Source organism: Lysobacter sp. CA199, from assembly GCF_052078715.1.
Lineage (GTDB): Bacteria > Pseudomonadota > Gammaproteobacteria > Xanthomonadales > Xanthomonadaceae > Lysobacter.
In genome coordinates this window covers 50,317-64,665 of the sequence record NZ_JBQJIL010000011.1, presented here as the reverse complement: position 1 = coordinate 64,665, position 14,349 = coordinate 50,317, and the positions used below count along the sequence as shown (strand labels likewise).

The window sequence follows — 14,349 nt, the reverse complement described above, 5'->3', positions numbered from 1 at the left end:
GAAACGTTTCCTGCTCTAACCGACTGAGCTACCGCCTCGCAGCGGGCGGGACTCGAACCCGCGACCAAGGAACTGGCTGCCAATCCAATGCCCAACGCACACAAGCAAAAGCGGCCGATGCAGCCGCAGCTGTCATTTGCCCTCCGTAGCCGGCCGACGAACCCCATTGTCCGCCGGCCGCATCCTCTCGCCGCCTCACACCTCCCTGGCGCGTGCGGCGGACGAGCCTCCTGCCCGTCCACGCGAACCCAGTCCCTGCGTTCGCGTCCGGCGCGTCCTTGCGCCGCTTTGCGGCGGTCCGTGGATCGCCTCAGAGCGGGATCGAATCGATCCGCTCCACCCATCGCGCCGCGTCGCCGCCCTGGGCGGCATACACCGCCAACAGGTCGAACACCGCGTCGCTGAAACCGCCGATGTGCAGCACAGCGGCCGACTCGATCGTCTGGCCGGTCGCGGTCGGCTGCAGGTCGATGCAGACCAGCCGCGCATTCGGACAGCGCGCCTTGATCTGCGCCCACTCGCGCATCGTCGCGGTGGCGCCGCCGCTGCGGGTGTCGCGCCAGCTTTCGTTGTCGGACACCATCACCAACAGATCAACCTTCGCCTTCTGCGCATTCAACCGCGCCAACGGCGCGCTCACCGCGGTACCGCCGCCGCACAAGGCCGCCAACTGCGCCGCCTGGGTGGTCACGCTGTCGCGCGGGTTCAATCGCAGCGGGCGTACCTGGGTATCGAACGGCAGCACCCGCGCGCCCGGATGGTTGCGCTGGATGCACGCGGCGATCAGCGCCGCCACGTCCACGCAACGCACCTTGGTGGTCGAGCCCTGGCGATAACCGGTGATCGGCGAGGCCATCGACCCCGACACGTCCACCGCCACCACCACCTCGCCCTCCAGCGCCGGCACCTGCCGGGTCGCGATCTCCATCGCATCCTGCAAGGCCGCCACGATCGGCGCCGGCAGACCGGCTCCGGCGTGATACGCGCTCAGCAGCTGATACGGAAACACACGGGCGTTGCGGATCTCATCGGCATCGGTCAAACGCGCGACCGTCTCATGCACCATCGCCTGATCCTCGAACACGCCATGACGCTGGAACGTGTTGAGATTCATGCGCAGCGTCTGCCACGACACCGTGCGCGCCAGCTGGGTCCAGTGCGCCACGCTCAACGGCAGCGCGGTGTAGTACTGGAACGGCAGCTTCGGCATCGGCGCGTCGGGCGAGCGCTTGAAGGCCTCGTACGCACGCACCTTGGCCGGCAGCGCCGCCTCGTCGCACGGCTTGCCGATCAGCCACGCGTACAGCGCGGCGCGCTCGGCGTCGGCGGGCTTGGGGTGAACCATCTTGATCACGTCCGCAAGCGAGGGCTGATTGCCGATCGCCGCGGCCATGATCTGCTCGACCGACGCGTTCTCCAGCCACTGCCGCACCAGCCGCTTGGGACGCGAACCCAGCGACTTGCGGCCGATCCGCCCGCTGCGCACGATCTGAACGAAGTTGCGCAGCATCCGGCCGTTATCGATCACCCGCGCGAAGGCGCGCTCGAACGCCTCGCCGTCGCGCACCGTCAGGCTGGCCAGCAACAGCGCCGGCATGTCCTTCATGTGGCCGCGCTGACGCGCATAGATCGCGGTCTTGGCGACGAAGGCCGGCTCCACCTGCGCGCACAGCGCGAGTGTGTGATCGAGCTGTTCCTCGGCGCTGGCGTAGAAGGTGTTGTTCAAGCAACCGGTCGCCGCGTACAGCGCCAGGGCCGATTGCGGACGGCGTGCGTACGCCAGGCCGCCGGCTTCATTGCGCATGGTCGCCGCCGGCGCCAAGGCGCCGCGTACGGAAGCGAAGAGATTGAGGTTGGCCATCGGAGCATTCCTTGTTCGGGACTTGCCTGTACTAGAGCAAGCGCCGTGCCAACCCCGGCCGCTAATCCATATCCTTTTGATTTTTAAGTAAATACGGCAGAACCCGGTAGCAATTGAGCTTGCCGATAACTGGAAATATTTATATTTTAAGATAGATATCTATCCAAACGGATCGCCATGAAACGCCAAGTCGTGATCGGCATGCTCGGCACCCAGCTCGACGCCGCCTCCGGGCCCGGCCGCTGGGAGAAATGGCGCCCGACCGTCTCGCTGGGCATGCACGAGGACTTCCTGGTCCACCGCATGGAGCTGCTGATCGACGAGCGCCGCTTCGGCAAGCTCGGCCAGTTGGTCAGCGAAGACCTGACCCAGGTCTCGCCGGAAACCCAGATCCGCCGCCACGACACCTTCCTCGCCGATCCCTGGGATTTCGAATCGGTGTACGGCGTGCTCGACGACTTCGTACGCCATTACGAGTTCCGCCCGGACGAAGAGGACTACTACGTCCACATCACCACCGGCACCCACGTCAGCCAGATCTGTTGGTTCCTGCTGGCCGAAAGCCGGCTGTTCCCCGGCCGTCTGCTGCAGACCGCGCCGCCGCGCAAGCAGAAAGGCGGCGATCCGGGCGCGTTCGCGATCATCGATCTGGACCTGTCGCGCTACGACCGCATCGCCCAACGCTTCGCCGAACAGCGCCTGCACGATCGCGACCTGCTCAAGAGCGGCATCGCCACGCGCAATCCCGCGTTCAACCGCATGATCGAACAGATCGAGACGGTGGCCACCCGTTCCAAGTCGCCGATGCTGCTGATGGGACCGACCGGCGCGGGCAAGAGCCAGCTCGCCCGGCGCGTGTTCGATCTGAAGAAGCAAAAGCACCAGTTGCCCGGACGTTTCGTCGAGGTCAACTGCGCCACGCTGCGCGGCGACGGCGCGATGAGCACCTTGTTCGGCCATATCAAGGGCGCCTACACCGGCGCGTCGGCCGATCGCGCCGGCCTGCTGCGCTCGGCGCACCAGGGCCTGTTGTTCCTCGACGAAATCGGCGAGCTGGGCCTGGACGAGCAGGCCATGCTGCTGCGCGCGTTGGAAGAGAAGCGTTTTCTGCCGGTGGGCGGCGACAAGGAAGTGGAAAGCGACTTCCAGCTGATCGCCGGCACCAACCGCGATCTGCAGGTATCGGTGCTGGAAGGCCGCTTCCGCGAGGATCTGCTGGCGCGCCTGAACCTGTGGACCTATCGTCTGCCCGGCCTGGCCGAACGCGCCGAGGACATCGAGCCGAACCTGGATTTCGAACTCGAACGCCATTCGCGCGAGAACCACCAGCGCGTGACCTTCAACAAGGAAGCGCGCGAACGTTATCTGGCGTTCGCGCGTGGCAATGATGCGAGCTGGAGCGGCAATTTCCGCGACCTGGGCGCGTCGGTGATGCGGCTGGCGACCCTGGCCGAGGGCGGGCGCATCCGCACCGATCTGGTCGAGGAGGAAATCGAGCGGCTGCGCCGGCAATGGCATGGCGCCGGCGCGCAGGCATCGGCGCTGGACGCGGTGCTCGGCGAAGCCGCCGCGCGGCTGGACCGTTTCGATCGCGTGCAATTGGAAGACGTGCTGCGGGTCTGCCGCCAGGCCAAGAACCTCTCGCAGGCCGGACGCGAATTGTTCGCGGTTTCGCGCGCGAGCAAGGCCAGCAGCAACGACGCCGACCGACTGCGCAAATACCTGGCGCGGTTCGGCCTGGATTGGGAACAGGCGCGGCAGACCGGATGATCGGGCGCGCGGCCCAATGCCGGCCTCCCGCCGCGCTCAGGCTTCCTGCGCCAGCAACGGCTCGCGCTCGGCCGCCACGGTGGCGCGCCGACGGGCGAGGAACTGGCTGCCACGCCGGCCCGGCGCCATCAAGATGCCCGTGGTCACCAGGAAGAAGCGTTCGAGTTCCGGCGACAGACTGCTGACCACGCAGAAATCCTCGCCTTCGCGGTGATTGATCGCGTGGTACAGGCTGATGCCGCGCGCTTCCAGTTCCTGCACCAGCAGCGGCAGCAAGCGCTTGGGCGCCACCCTCGGCTTGTCGGGGTGCGGCCATTCGCCGCGTTCCATCCGGTCAGGGTCGATCTGGAACATGGCGCAATCGTGCAGCTTGGGATAATCCACCAGCATGTCCAGCGCCAATTGATCCAGTTCGGCCAGATGCTCGGAGCTCTCCTTGATGTCCACGCATTGGGTCAATTCGCTCAAGGCGCGGATCGCCGCGTACTGCGGATACGGCGAGGCGCCGCAGCCGTGCGGGAACACCACCTCAAAGGGCAACCGCTCCTCGGTCACCGCGATGAACACCGGCAGGTCCAGATCGGAGGTGATGTCGAGCAGCAGCACGCGCCGGTCCAGACGGCGCTCGGCCAGACGGTGGACGCGCGCGACCTCCTCGGGCAGCGAGGACGGTTCGATCAGCCGCCCGTAACGCCGGGCGCCGTCGAGGTAATGCGCGATCAGGAACAACGACCAGGCATCGCGTTCGACGATTTCGGCGATGCCGTGCAAGGCCGCCTCCTCGAAACTGGCGCCGATCGCGGTGCCGCTGTTGGAACTGAAGCGGGTGATGCTGCCGTAGTCGAAATCGTCGCGCGCATCGCGCGCGCTCACGCCGACCGGATACTCGGGAAAGGTCAGGAACAACGGCACCGTCAGCTCCGGTCCGCCGGAGTAGGAGCTATAGCGCCGACAGGCGATGCGGCGGCCGGCGTTCTGCGCGAACGCGGACACGAACGGCAAGCCTGCGTTGCGCGGGTCTTCGGCGATCGATTCGGCGGGCGGATACTCGACCGGCGTGGCCGCATGCGCGGATTTGCAGTAGTGATGCTCGACCGCCTCGTACAACGCGCCGGTCAGCGACGTCGCTGCTTCGCCCTTGCCGAAACCGCGGCTGAGCAACTCGCCGTCGGCATCGCGCAGCGTGCATTTGACCGTGATCAGATGCCCGCCCATGTCCTGCGTTTCCACGGTCCAGCCGCGTCGCCGGATGCATTCGCGGATCACCCGGTTGGCGTCGTCGAGACTGCGCTCGCGTTCGTATGGAATCATTCCCTTGTCCTCCGGCGTGCGGGGCCGAACGCATGGCGCGCGAGTTCTCGCGCGCCATGCGCGAACGGCTTATCGAATCGATGAATCGCCGGTCAGCGGGCGAACTGATCCAGGAACGCTTGCTCCTGCTCGGTCGGAGCGTTGAACTCGGCCAGCGCGTCCTTGAAGTCCTCACCCGAAGCGACGGCGTGTGCGCGCATGGCTTCGGTGGCGGGGATGAACTTCGGCTTGACGACGGCAGTCTTGTCGAAATCAGCGCGAGTGGAACCCATGACTGAACCTCCTGTTGTCGAATGGAGGCACTGGACGAACGCCGAGCGTCCTGTCGGCTGGCTGCGGGCCCGTCCTTGTGCCGCAGCCGCGGGGCTGCCGTTACACACTTACCGGCAAGCGCGCAGGCACTTCCTTGAAGGCCGTCACCAAATTGTGTGAACAGGCCACCCGAAGCGACCAACGGCGGCATCACCAGCATCGACGGTTGTCACATATCCTGTGACTAGACAGGTGCAGTGGCCGGTCGCCGGCCGGTCACCGGAATCAGAGCACGCCGCTCTTGCGCAGTTCGTTCGCGGTCAACACTGCTGCCGCGTTCTCGGGCAGGTTGGCCGGCCCGGTCACGCAGGTGACGTACACGTACTCGCGCGCGCCGCGATCGATATGGCCTATCTGCCAGCGCACCGCCTCCTTGCCGCCGACCACCACCGAGCCGCTCTTGCCGGCCATCGAACTGTCGTTGTAGCGCGGAAGCGGCCGGATCGGCAGCCCGCCGTACGAGCCCGTCAACAGGCCCGGCGGGAGCACCAGCGGCTCGCGCACCTGGGCTGCGGCCTGGCGGCTGACGCCGAGTTCGTCGCGGAACAAGCGGCTCAAGAACCGTACCTGTTCCTCGGGCGAGATCTCCAGCGAGCCGCCGTTCCAGAATTCTCCGCCGCTGCTGGTGTCGGCGTTGCCGTAATTGAAACGGCCCAGGTACTCGCCGATGCGCGTGCCGCCCAGTTGCTGCGACAGCGTGCGGAAATAATCGGGCGAGGAATACGCCAGCGCCGTTTCCAGACTCTGGCCGCCGGAGATGTCGTTGGCGCGCGCGGTTCCCGTTTCCAGGCCGATCAGCGCGGCGGCGATTTCGAAGGTCGCCGCCGGCGAGACCCGGCGCGAGCAGCCTTCTTGGGTGGCAAAGCGCCGGACTTCACCGGCGTCCACGTCGTAGAGCAGAAAACAACCGCGCAGCAGCGGCGGCTGGTCCTGCGGGGGAGGCCGCACGCCGAAACCCGGCCCGAAGGTCTGCGCGGCGGCCACGGCCGCGACGGCCCACAATGCGGTCGCGCACACGACGAGGGCTGATCTGCGTTTGAAGGCTTTCATGCCTGCATAGCTCCTTGCTTGGATGAAGGGCGTGGCGGCCCGCCGTCATCGACCGTCGCGGCTGCGGGGTCGGTACCTGGGCCTGGGCTCGCGCCCGCCCGTCGCACTGGCGATCGCCCGAGCTTCTTGCTGCCGCGCCCGAGTGGCCAAAGAATGCCACGTCGCGCCCCTGCATTTCGAGCGCGATCACCCCGGCCACGCCAGGCTCGGCTTGACCCCAAGCGCGCTTGAGGTTCTATGCTCAGCCCCCCTCACCCTGCCCACGGACCGCATGCCCCCCCTTCCGCCTCCCACGCCGCCGACCGCCGCCGACAATCCCCAGGACGGGGCCGCACCGGTCGCGCGCGCCGCCGAGCGCCGCGGCGAATGGTCGGTGATCACCTCATTGCTGCCGTACCTGCGGCCTTATCTGGGCCGCATCGCGATCGCGCTGGCGATGGTGGTCGCGGCCAAGCTGCTCAACCTGTACGTGCCGCTGGCGCTCAAGCAGCTCATCGACCGGCTCAACGTGCCGGTCACCCCATTGCTGCTGCCGGTCGCGCTGCTGTTGTCGTATGGCGCCGCGCGCATCGGCGTGACGATATTCACCGAGCTGCGCCAGGTGGTATTCGCGCGGGTCATGGCGCGCACCTCGCGGCAGGTGACCTTGCAGGTGTTCCGCCATCTGCACGGACTGAGCCTGAAGTTCCATCTCGCCCGCCGCACCGGCGGGGTCGCGCGCGACGTCGAGCGCGGCGGCAGCGCGATCGCCGACCTGCTGGACTGGACCATCTACACCATCATCCCGGTACTGCTGGAAGTGGCGATGGTGACCGCGGTGCTGGTGTGGATCTACGACTGGCGCTTCGCCGCGGTGGTGCTGGGCACCCTGCTGCTCTACGGAGTGTGGACGTTCTCGGTGACCGAGTGGCGCACCCGTTATTACCGCGCCTCGGTCGAGGCCGACACCCGCGCCAACGAACGCGCGGTCGATTCGCTGCTCAACTACGAGACGGTCAAGTACTTCAACAACGAAGAACACGAAGCGCGCCGCTACGACGACAACCTGCGCCATCTGGAAAACGCCCAGGTGATGTCGATCAAGACCCTGGCCGTGCTCAATCTGGGCCAGAGCCTGGTGGTCGCCCTCGGCGTGACCGCGATGATGTGGCTGGCCGCCGACGGCGTGGTCAAGGGCACGATGACCGTCGGCGATCTGGTGCTGGTCAACGCCTATCTGCTGCAGCTGTCGGCGCCGTTGTTCATGCTCGGCATGATGTATCGCGAAGTGAAGCAGGCGCTGACCAACATGGAGCGGCTGTTCGGCCTGCTCGATGAGCGCCAGGACGTGCGCGACGCGGCCGATGCGCAGGCGCTGATCGCGGCGCGGCCTCGGGTGGCGTTCCGCGACGTGCGCTTCGGCTACGACCCGCGCCGCGAAATCCTGCGCGGCATCGACTTCGACATACCCTCCGGCGCCACCGTCGCGGTGGTCGGCCATTCGGGCTCGGGCAAATCCACCCTGGCGCGCTTGCTGTACCGGTTCTACGACATCGACAGCGGCGCGATCGAGGTCGAAGGCGTGGATCTGCGCGCGCTGACCCAGTCCTCGTTGCGCGGAGCGATCGGCATCGTCCCGCAGGACACGGTGCTGTTCAACGACACCATCGGCTACAACATCCGCTACGGCCGGCCCGAAGCCGACGATACGGACGTCGAAGCCGCCGCGCGCGCGGCGCACATCCACGAGTTCATCGTCGGCCTGCCCGACGGTTACGACACCCCGGTCGGCGAGCGCGGCCTGAAGCTGTCCGGCGGCGAGAAGCAACGCGTGGCGATCGCGCGCGCCCTGCTCAAGAATCCGTCGATCCTGATCTTCGACGAAGCGACCTCGGCCCTGGATTCCAAATCAGAACGCGCGATCCAGGACGAACTGGACCGGCTCGCGGTCGGCCGGACCACGCTGGTCATCGCGCACCGCCTGTCCACGGTGATGGATGCGGACCAGATTCTGGTGATGGACGCCGGCCGCATCATCGAACGCGGCACGCATGCGCAGTTGCTGTCGATGAATCGCGTCTATGCGCAGATGTGGGACCTGCAGCGGCAGCAGGCCGACGAGGCGACAGTGTGAAGCAAAAGTACCCATCGCCCCTTGTAGGAGCGGCGCGAGCTGCGACCGCGACATCGCGCTTACGGCGTATCCGAAATGTCGCGGTCGCGGCTTGCGCCGCTCCTACAGGGAGGGCTTCGACGCTTGCACGTACGGCTCCCAAATCATGTACACATCCGCGCGCTGATAATGCGATCCCGGACGCGGCGCCGGGTGATGGCGGAAACCGACGCTCTCGTAAAGCTTGAGCGCGGGCCCGAGCTTGGTGCTCGACTCCAGGAACAACTCGCGCCCGCCCATCTGCGCGAATGCCTCGATCGCGCCGTGCATCAGTTTGCGTCCGATGCCGCCGCCGCGCAGCGCCGGCTCGACCGCCATCTTGGTCAGTTCGACCAGACCGTCTGCATAGCGCAGCAACGCGACGGTACCGAGCGCGCGATCGCTGTCGTCGACCGCGAACAGCACCCGGCCGCCGCCGGCGAGCAAATGGGTTTCCGGATCGCCGAGCACTTCGCGATCGACCGGTTCGACCGCGAACCAGCGCTCCAGCCACTCGATGTTGAGCCGGGCGAAGTCCGCGCGCCAGCGCGGATCGAAATCGACGATACGCACGGCACCAACGATATCGATGGCCGGCGGACTGGAGAAGGTGGAGGGATCGCTCATCGGCCGATCATAGCCGGCGATCGCGAGCGATGGAGCGGTCGCAAAGCCGCAGAGATTGCGTGGCGGACCGAGCGCGATCGATACACACAGGAACCGCGCCGCCCGTCGCTTGCGCTCAATCCTTCGTGCTGCCCTTGCCCTGCCCCTTGGCTGGCTTTGCCGAATCCTTGCCGCCACGCCCCGGGCCCGGCTTTTTCTCGTTCGCCTTCGCCTTGCCGCTTTTTTCCTTCGCGCCCTTGCCCGAGCCCTTGGCCGCCGTCGCGTACTCGCGATACGGCCGGTTGGGGAAATCGCGGCGCAGTTCGCCGTCGATGACGATCGGGCGACCCCAGCGGTCGTAGGTCGGCACGAAGCCGCGCTTGAGCTTGTGGAACTCGGCCGAACCGGGTTTCACCCCGAGCCGTTGCGCGACCGCGCCCCAGCCCTCGGCGGGATCGCGATCCCATTCATCGACCACGTAGCGACACGGACGGCCCAGCACCTGAGCCAGCGCGCAAGCGTAGTAGACATCGCCCGGCGTCCAGCGGCGGCGATCGAGCAGATCGCCGACCAACTCGCGCGGCGCGCCGTAGTAACGCACCATTTCGTCCACGAACGGTTCGCGATAACGCGAGCCGTAGCGGCTGATGTCGCCCAGCCACGCATCCACCCAACCGTCGCCGCTGCGCGGATCCCAGCCGGCCGGCAGGTCCTGCGCGTGCGCGGGCGCGCCCAGCAAGGTCGCAATGGACGCAGTCAGGGCGAAGAAGCGTGTCTTGAAAAACGGTGTCTTGAGCTTGTCGGACATGGCGGGCTCCTTCGGACTTGCGGTCCTATGGCGTCTGCGTTCGCGCAGCGGCTTACTGCTAGATCGGGGAGCCGGCGCGCGGATCAAAGCCCGCGGCGTCGTTGCGTTTAACCGGCAGCCACCCGATCCGGCGGATGCGGCTTCAGCGTGAGATCGTGAATTTGCCGAAGGCCACGCCCAGATCCCAGCCCTGGCCGGTGCCGGCCAACGCCAGCGAGACATCGCCCTTGGTCATCACCTGGGCCTTGCTCGACTTGGCCGCCCCGGCGTGAGCCTCGGCGGTGGCGTAGCTGCCGAGCGTATCGCCGATGCGGTGCACGCCGGCGAACTCGCCGGTGCCGTGGTCGATGCGCGACTTGCCCACGGTCAGCCCGCCGCCCTTGGCGCTGATCTTCACCGACAGGCTCTGGCCGTTGCTGCAATGGATGGTGCCGCGGCCAGAGGAGGTCTTGTAGAACACCGACCAGCCGGACATGTTGAATTTGAGCTTGCAGGTGATGGTGTCGCGCGCCGACGCCGCGCCGGGCACGGCGATCGCGGCCAGCAGCAAGGCCGCCAGCACCGCGCCTGACGGGTGGCGGGAAGCGGCGGGGACGGAGGATCTGCGGAAATCGGTACGCATGCTGTGCCTCGCGGGTTCGAAACGCGGCCGCCGGATGCGGCGGCGAAGGAAGGGCAGGCTACCACCGCGCGCGAACCTTCCGACGGGTACGCCTCCGACGGTCGCGGGCGACGGGCCGAAACGACGACGGCGCCCGAGGCGCCGTCGCAGTGGACACGGTGAGAATCGCTTCGGGGCGGCGGCTGAAGAACCGCGACTGGATCGGGCGCACGGCCGCCCGACCGCCGACTCAATCGTCGTCGTGCCAACGTCCACGGCCGTTACCGCGGCCGCGGTCATGACGGTCGTAGTAGCGATTGTCGTAACGGCGGTCGTAACGGGCGTCGTAACGACCGTCGTAGTACGTGGTCCGGCACTTGCCATGGCGATTGCAATCGCGGTCGTAGTGGCGACGGTCGTCGTAACGGTTGTAGCCGTAATAGCGCGGCGGCGCCGGCTGGTAACGGTAATCGACGTGACGCGGAACGTTGCGGTAATAGGTCGGGCGGCCCCAGCGGTCGCGCACCACCACCAGGCGATCGGAATAGCCGTAGTTGCCGTAACGGTAGTACGGGGTGTTGTTGCGCACGATCACGTCGGCGATGTCGACGAGCACGCGCGCCAACTGGTCGTCGGCGCGGGCCGGCGTCGGCACGGCCATCATCGCCGCGCCGAGGCCTGCGGCGAGTACGACGGGTGCAAGCCAGCGGGACAGAGCGGTCATGGGGGATCTCCTGGGACGCCTGCATCGTCGGCAGGCACGTTGCGACTTTGAGCCCGCGACGGTGAACCGGTTTTTAATGATTCCCGCCAGCGCGGCCCCGTCCCTCCGCGGTGAGGCCGCCGTTCAGTCGGCCGCGGCGCGGGCCAGTTCGCGCACCGCCTGCGGCAGCGCGGCGGCGTGCTCGACCCGGCGCAGGCGCGGCGCGTCGGCGGCGATCTCCGCCTCGTTCTCGTGCGCCCAGGTGGTGTGGTACGGCACGTGGATGCCCCAGCCTCCCAGCGCCAGCACCGGCGCGATGTCCGAGCGCAGCGAATTGCCGACCATCACGAACTGCGAGGCCGGCAGTTCGAACTCGCGCAGCAGCCGCGCATAGGTCTCGATGTCCTTCTCGCTGACGATCTCGATGCGCCGGAACAGATCGGCCAGACCGCATTGCTTGACCTTGGCCTCCTGGTGGAACAGATCGCCCTTGGTGATCAGCACCACTTCGTATTCGGCGGCGATCTGCGCCACCGCCTCGGGGATGCCGGGCAGAATCTCGACCGGATGCCGCAGCAGGTCCTTGCCGAGCTCGACGATGCGATGCAGATCGGCGGCGCTGATGCGCTGGCCGGTGATCTCCACGGCGGCCTCGATCATCGACAAGGTCATGCCTTTGACGCCGTAGCCGAACACGCCGATGTTGTTCTTCTCGATCGCGTACAGGCGCTCGTGCAGGCGCGCGTCGTGCAAGTCGACGTAGGCGCCGACGATGGCTTCGAACTCCAACTGGGCCTGATCGAAATAATCCTGGCTGCGCCAGAGCGTGTCGTCGGCGTCGAAACCGACCATGCGGAGGGAGGAGGTGCTCATGGCCGGCATTATCCCGCATCGCGGCGCCGATCCGGCGGTCGGTGGAACGTGCTTGCCGCCCTACTCACCCCGGGCGCGCTCGCTGGTCCTGTTCCGGCAGTCGAAGCAAAAAAGAAGGGCGGCCGAGGCCGCCCTTCGCACAACGCAGGAATACCTGCACCCCAAGGATGCGGCCGGAATCAGCCGCCCTTCTTGCCGCCGCCGTTGGATTGCACCTTGGCGACGTAATTCTTGTATTCGTCCGGCGTCAGCGAGCCATTGGCGTCGGCGTCGGCCTGATCGAATACCTGACCCAGCGCAGGTACCGCGGCGGCTTCGTTCTTGCTCAGATTGCCGTCCTTGTCGCCGTCGACATCGGCCCAGCTCTTCTTCTGCGGGGCGGCGGCCGGCTGCGCCGCGGTGGCCGCGCCTGCGTCCTGGGCGGCGCTGGTCGGGGTCGCGGCGTCGCTGGCCGGCGGCGCCTGGTCGGCGGTGGATTGGGCGAAGGCGAGCGGCGTCGCCAGAGTGGCGGCCAGAGCCAGAGCAGCGATCAGGGGCTTGCGGGACTTGATGTTGTTCATGAGTCGGTCTCCTGGAATGAGTGTGCTGGGCTGCGCGGTTGCATCGTCTGGTCGGACTGGTGTGGAGCCGGCCAGTAGGTCGCGCAGTGGCGCTTACCGCACGGCCCCAACCTTGCCGATGCGCGTCTGAACGAAACGGCGCGCGCGGGTGTTAAAGCTACGTTCGCTTAACCACAGGCCGGCGCGTGCGCGTTAGGCCGTCGGCGAAAGTCGTGGACGGAACACGGCAAAACGTGACCTGGGGCGGCAAATCGTTAGCGCTTCGTTGCCGCGGATTCGCTGAACAAAACACAACGTTTACGAATGGACGTGTCAACGCGGTTGCCGCGGCGATGCGGGCTGGCTCGATTGGGCCGCGAATGGCTGTGAGGCGATGGGGCGATGGCCTGGGCTGAGGCCGCCACCAGACGGTGTTGCGATCGGACCGAAAAGCGTCGGGGCTGAAGCCCCTCCCACAAAAGACTTCACGCAGTGCTTGAGCTTGAAGCCCTGTCGCGGGGGTCTTTCGACATTGAACCTAAGGCTTATCGCTCCATCGAGGATGCGATGGCCGGCTTCGGGTCAGCGGCGCTTTTGTGACAGGGCCTTCAGGCCCGACGCGTTTCGAGCCGTTGCGGTCGAATCGCAGCCCGCGAGCCTGTCACGTCCCCGCCGCGGCGAGGCGCAGCTCATGGCGCGTCTGCCCCGACGCGGCCACGCGCAGGCAGTCTTGCGCTTCGCACTCCAGCGCCGCGCGATCGGCGGCCTTCAAGCGTTTGAACGGCTGGATCGTCAGCGTCGCCGTGTCGGCCTGGCGTTGCAGCTTCCACACGCCGGCGACGAAACCGTCGATCAGCACGGTGGCCGCGACCAGCCCGTTGCGGGTGAAGATCGCCCCGCGCACCGACTCGTCGAAGATCCGTGCACGCTGCGCATGCGAGAGCAGCACGTTATCGAACTCCGGCAACAGCCGCGCCGGCGCCGGGCTGTCGGCGTCGGGACGCGGCGCATCGGCCAGATCGAACAATTCGCTGCCGTTTTCGTCGCGAAATACCCGCAGACGCGGCCGCAAGCGCTGCAAGTGCTCGCGGGTCGCGGTCAGTCCGGACCACACGCCCGCATCGCGCGCGCTGGCCGGGCCGAACGCGCCCAGATAACGCAGCAGCATCGCATCGATCTGCGCGGTTTCAGGTTCATCGGCGATCTGTGCGCCGAGCCAGTCGTGCGCGGTGGCGAAGCTGGCCGCCTTGTGCGAATCCCACAGCCCGGCCGGCGGTACGTGCACCAGCGCCTCGACGCTGCGCACCAGCAAGGCCAGTCCGGCGGTGTCGTGGTTAGGCCAATGCGCGCGCAGCGCCTCGCCCAGCGCGGTCGCGCTGAGCGGTTGCGCACGCAAAGCGGCGACACCGGCTTGGCGCACCTGGGCCAGGTCCAGGTCCTCGAGCGCCTTGGCATGTCCGCTTTGCAGCGTCAGACGTTTCAGCACCGGCTGCAACACCGGGCGCAAGGCGCGGTAATCGCGTGCGCTGACCAGATGCAAGGTGCCGCGCATCATCGTCGCGCGCACGATCTCGCGCGCCTGCATCGCCTGGCTGAGCTGGTCGAGGGAAAACTCGCGCAGCCGCGTCCACAGCCCCAGATACGGCGGATTGGGCGCCTGCGCCTGCAATCCGATCAGTCGCTCGATCATCTCCAGCGGCGACAGCGCGCTGCGCTCAAGCAGCAACTGGCGCGCCAGCAAGGCGCGATTGAGTGCGCGCACATTCAGCGTCTCGGACGAGGCA

13 protein-coding genes are annotated in these 14,349 nt (G+C 67.1%); 2 read left to right on the top strand and 11 right to left on the bottom strand.

The features are described 5' to 3' along the window. Nucleotides 1–310: 310 nt before the first annotated feature. Nucleotides 311–1,861, bottom strand: coding sequence for an RNA-binding protein (locus ACTOWJ_RS20155; RefSeq protein ID WP_441336407.1), 1,551 nt, complete (start codon nucleotides 1,859–1,861; stop codon nucleotides 311–313). A gap of 177 nt (nucleotides 1,862–2,038) precedes the next feature. Between ACTOWJ_RS20155 and rtcR the strand changes: the two genes are divergently transcribed. Beyond that, a complete protein-coding gene (gene rtcR, locus ACTOWJ_RS20150; RefSeq protein WP_441336406.1) occupies nucleotides 2,039–3,631 on the top strand; it encodes an RNA repair transcriptional activator RtcR in 1,593 nt (530 codons plus the stop codon). Nucleotides 3,632–3,667: 36 nt separating this feature from the next. Here the strand turns inward: rtcR and ACTOWJ_RS20145 are convergent, their stop codons facing one another. The 3 genes from ACTOWJ_RS20145 to ACTOWJ_RS20135 all read right to left on the bottom strand — a co-directional run bounded on the left by ACTOWJ_RS20145 (nucleotide 3,668) and on the right by ACTOWJ_RS20135 (nucleotide 6,304). Beyond that, nucleotides 3,668–4,942: a YcaO-like family protein gene (locus tag ACTOWJ_RS20145; RefSeq protein ID WP_441336405.1), complete on the bottom strand. Its 1,275-nt coding sequence runs from the start codon at nucleotides 4,940–4,942 to the stop codon at nucleotides 3,668–3,670. Between the two features lie 92 nt (nucleotides 4,943–5,034). Then, complete coding sequence (locus ACTOWJ_RS20140; protein WP_441336404.1) at nucleotides 5,035–5,214, bottom strand: hypothetical protein; 180 nt, start codon at nucleotides 5,212–5,214, stop codon at nucleotides 5,035–5,037. Between the two features lie 265 nt (nucleotides 5,215–5,479). Then, complete coding sequence (locus ACTOWJ_RS20135; protein ID WP_441336403.1) at nucleotides 5,480–6,304, bottom strand: penicillin-binding transpeptidase domain-containing protein; 825 nt, start codon at nucleotides 6,302–6,304, stop codon at nucleotides 5,480–5,482. 271 nt (nucleotides 6,305–6,575) lie between these two features. On the opposite strand from ACTOWJ_RS20135, the gene ACTOWJ_RS20130 reads away from it, so the two are divergent. After that, nucleotides 6,576–8,417 (top strand): ABCB family ABC transporter ATP-binding protein/permease, encoded by a 1,842-nt coding sequence (locus ACTOWJ_RS20130; protein ID WP_441336402.1) that lies wholly within the window; start codon nucleotides 6,576–6,578, stop codon nucleotides 8,415–8,417. A 102-nt stretch (nucleotides 8,418–8,519) separates the two neighbouring features. On the opposite strand, the gene ACTOWJ_RS20125 is transcribed toward ACTOWJ_RS20130, so the two are convergent. From ACTOWJ_RS20125 to ACTOWJ_RS20095, 7 genes are all read right to left on the bottom strand, one after another. After that, nucleotides 8,520–9,062 carry a GNAT family N-acetyltransferase gene (locus ACTOWJ_RS20125; protein WP_441336401.1) on the bottom strand — a complete coding sequence of 181 codons (543 nt, stop codon included), beginning with the start codon at nucleotides 9,060–9,062 and terminating at the stop codon, nucleotides 8,520–8,522. A 115-nt stretch (nucleotides 9,063–9,177) separates the two neighbouring features. Beyond that, nucleotides 9,178–9,849 (bottom strand): hypothetical protein, encoded by a 672-nt coding sequence (locus ACTOWJ_RS20120; RefSeq protein WP_441336400.1) that lies wholly within the window; start codon nucleotides 9,847–9,849, stop codon nucleotides 9,178–9,180. Between the two features lie 142 nt (nucleotides 9,850–9,991). Beyond that, nucleotides 9,992–10,471: a hypothetical protein gene (locus tag ACTOWJ_RS20115; RefSeq protein WP_441336399.1), complete on the bottom strand. Its 480-nt coding sequence runs from the start codon at nucleotides 10,469–10,471 to the stop codon at nucleotides 9,992–9,994. Nucleotides 10,472–10,700: 229 nt separating this feature from the next. Next, nucleotides 10,701–11,174 (bottom strand): hypothetical protein, encoded by a 474-nt coding sequence (locus ACTOWJ_RS20110; protein ID WP_441336398.1) that lies wholly within the window; start codon nucleotides 11,172–11,174, stop codon nucleotides 10,701–10,703. A 123-nt stretch (nucleotides 11,175–11,297) separates the two neighbouring features. Further along, a complete protein-coding gene (locus ACTOWJ_RS20105) occupies nucleotides 11,298–12,026 on the bottom strand; it encodes an HAD family hydrolase (protein ID WP_441336397.1) in 729 nt (242 codons plus the stop codon). A 179-nt stretch (nucleotides 12,027–12,205) separates the two neighbouring features. Further along, nucleotides 12,206–12,586, bottom strand: coding sequence for an EF-hand domain-containing protein (locus ACTOWJ_RS20100; RefSeq protein WP_441336396.1), 381 nt, complete (start codon nucleotides 12,584–12,586; stop codon nucleotides 12,206–12,208). A 640-nt stretch (nucleotides 12,587–13,226) separates the two neighbouring features. Then, complete coding sequence (locus tag ACTOWJ_RS20095) at nucleotides 13,227–14,327, bottom strand: winged helix DNA-binding domain-containing protein (RefSeq protein ID WP_441336395.1); 1,101 nt, start codon at nucleotides 14,325–14,327, stop codon at nucleotides 13,227–13,229. Between the last annotated feature and the right edge of the window lie 22 nt (nucleotides 14,328–14,349).

Excerpts from the sequence above, each read along its gene's own strand:
- ACTOWJ_RS20155 (WP_441336407.1), bottom strand. The coding sequence starts at position 1,861 with ATGGCCAACCTCAATCTCTTCGCTTCCGTACGCGGCGCCTTGGCGCCG.
- rtcR (WP_441336406.1), top strand. The coding sequence starts at position 2,039 with ATGAAACGCCAAGTCGTGATCGGCATGCTCGGCACCCAGCTCGACGCC.
- ACTOWJ_RS20145 (WP_441336405.1), bottom strand. The coding sequence starts at position 4,942 with ATGATTCCATACGAACGCGAGCGCAGTCTCGACGACGCCAACCGGGTG.
- ACTOWJ_RS20140 (WP_441336404.1), bottom strand. The coding sequence starts at position 5,214 with ATGGGTTCCACTCGCGCTGATTTCGACAAGACTGCCGTCGTCAAGCCG.
- ACTOWJ_RS20135 (WP_441336403.1), bottom strand. The coding sequence starts at position 6,304 with ATGAAAGCCTTCAAACGCAGATCAGCCCTCGTCGTGTGCGCGACCGCA.
- ACTOWJ_RS20130 (WP_441336402.1), top strand. The coding sequence starts at position 6,576 with ATGCCCCCCCTTCCGCCTCCCACGCCGCCGACCGCCGCCGACAATCCC.
- ACTOWJ_RS20125 (WP_441336401.1), bottom strand. The coding sequence starts at position 9,062 with ATGAGCGATCCCTCCACCTTCTCCAGTCCGCCGGCCATCGATATCGTT.
- ACTOWJ_RS20120 (WP_441336400.1), bottom strand. The coding sequence starts at position 9,849 with ATGTCCGACAAGCTCAAGACACCGTTTTTCAAGACACGCTTCTTCGCC.
- ACTOWJ_RS20115 (WP_441336399.1), bottom strand. The coding sequence starts at position 10,471 with ATGCGTACCGATTTCCGCAGATCCTCCGTCCCCGCCGCTTCCCGCCAC.
- ACTOWJ_RS20110 (WP_441336398.1), bottom strand. The coding sequence starts at position 11,174 with ATGACCGCTCTGTCCCGCTGGCTTGCACCCGTCGTACTCGCCGCAGGC.
- ACTOWJ_RS20105 (WP_441336397.1), bottom strand. The coding sequence starts at position 12,026 with ATGAGCACCTCCTCCCTCCGCATGGTCGGTTTCGACGCCGACGACACG.
- ACTOWJ_RS20100 (WP_441336396.1), bottom strand. The coding sequence starts at position 12,586 with ATGAACAACATCAAGTCCCGCAAGCCCCTGATCGCTGCTCTGGCTCTG.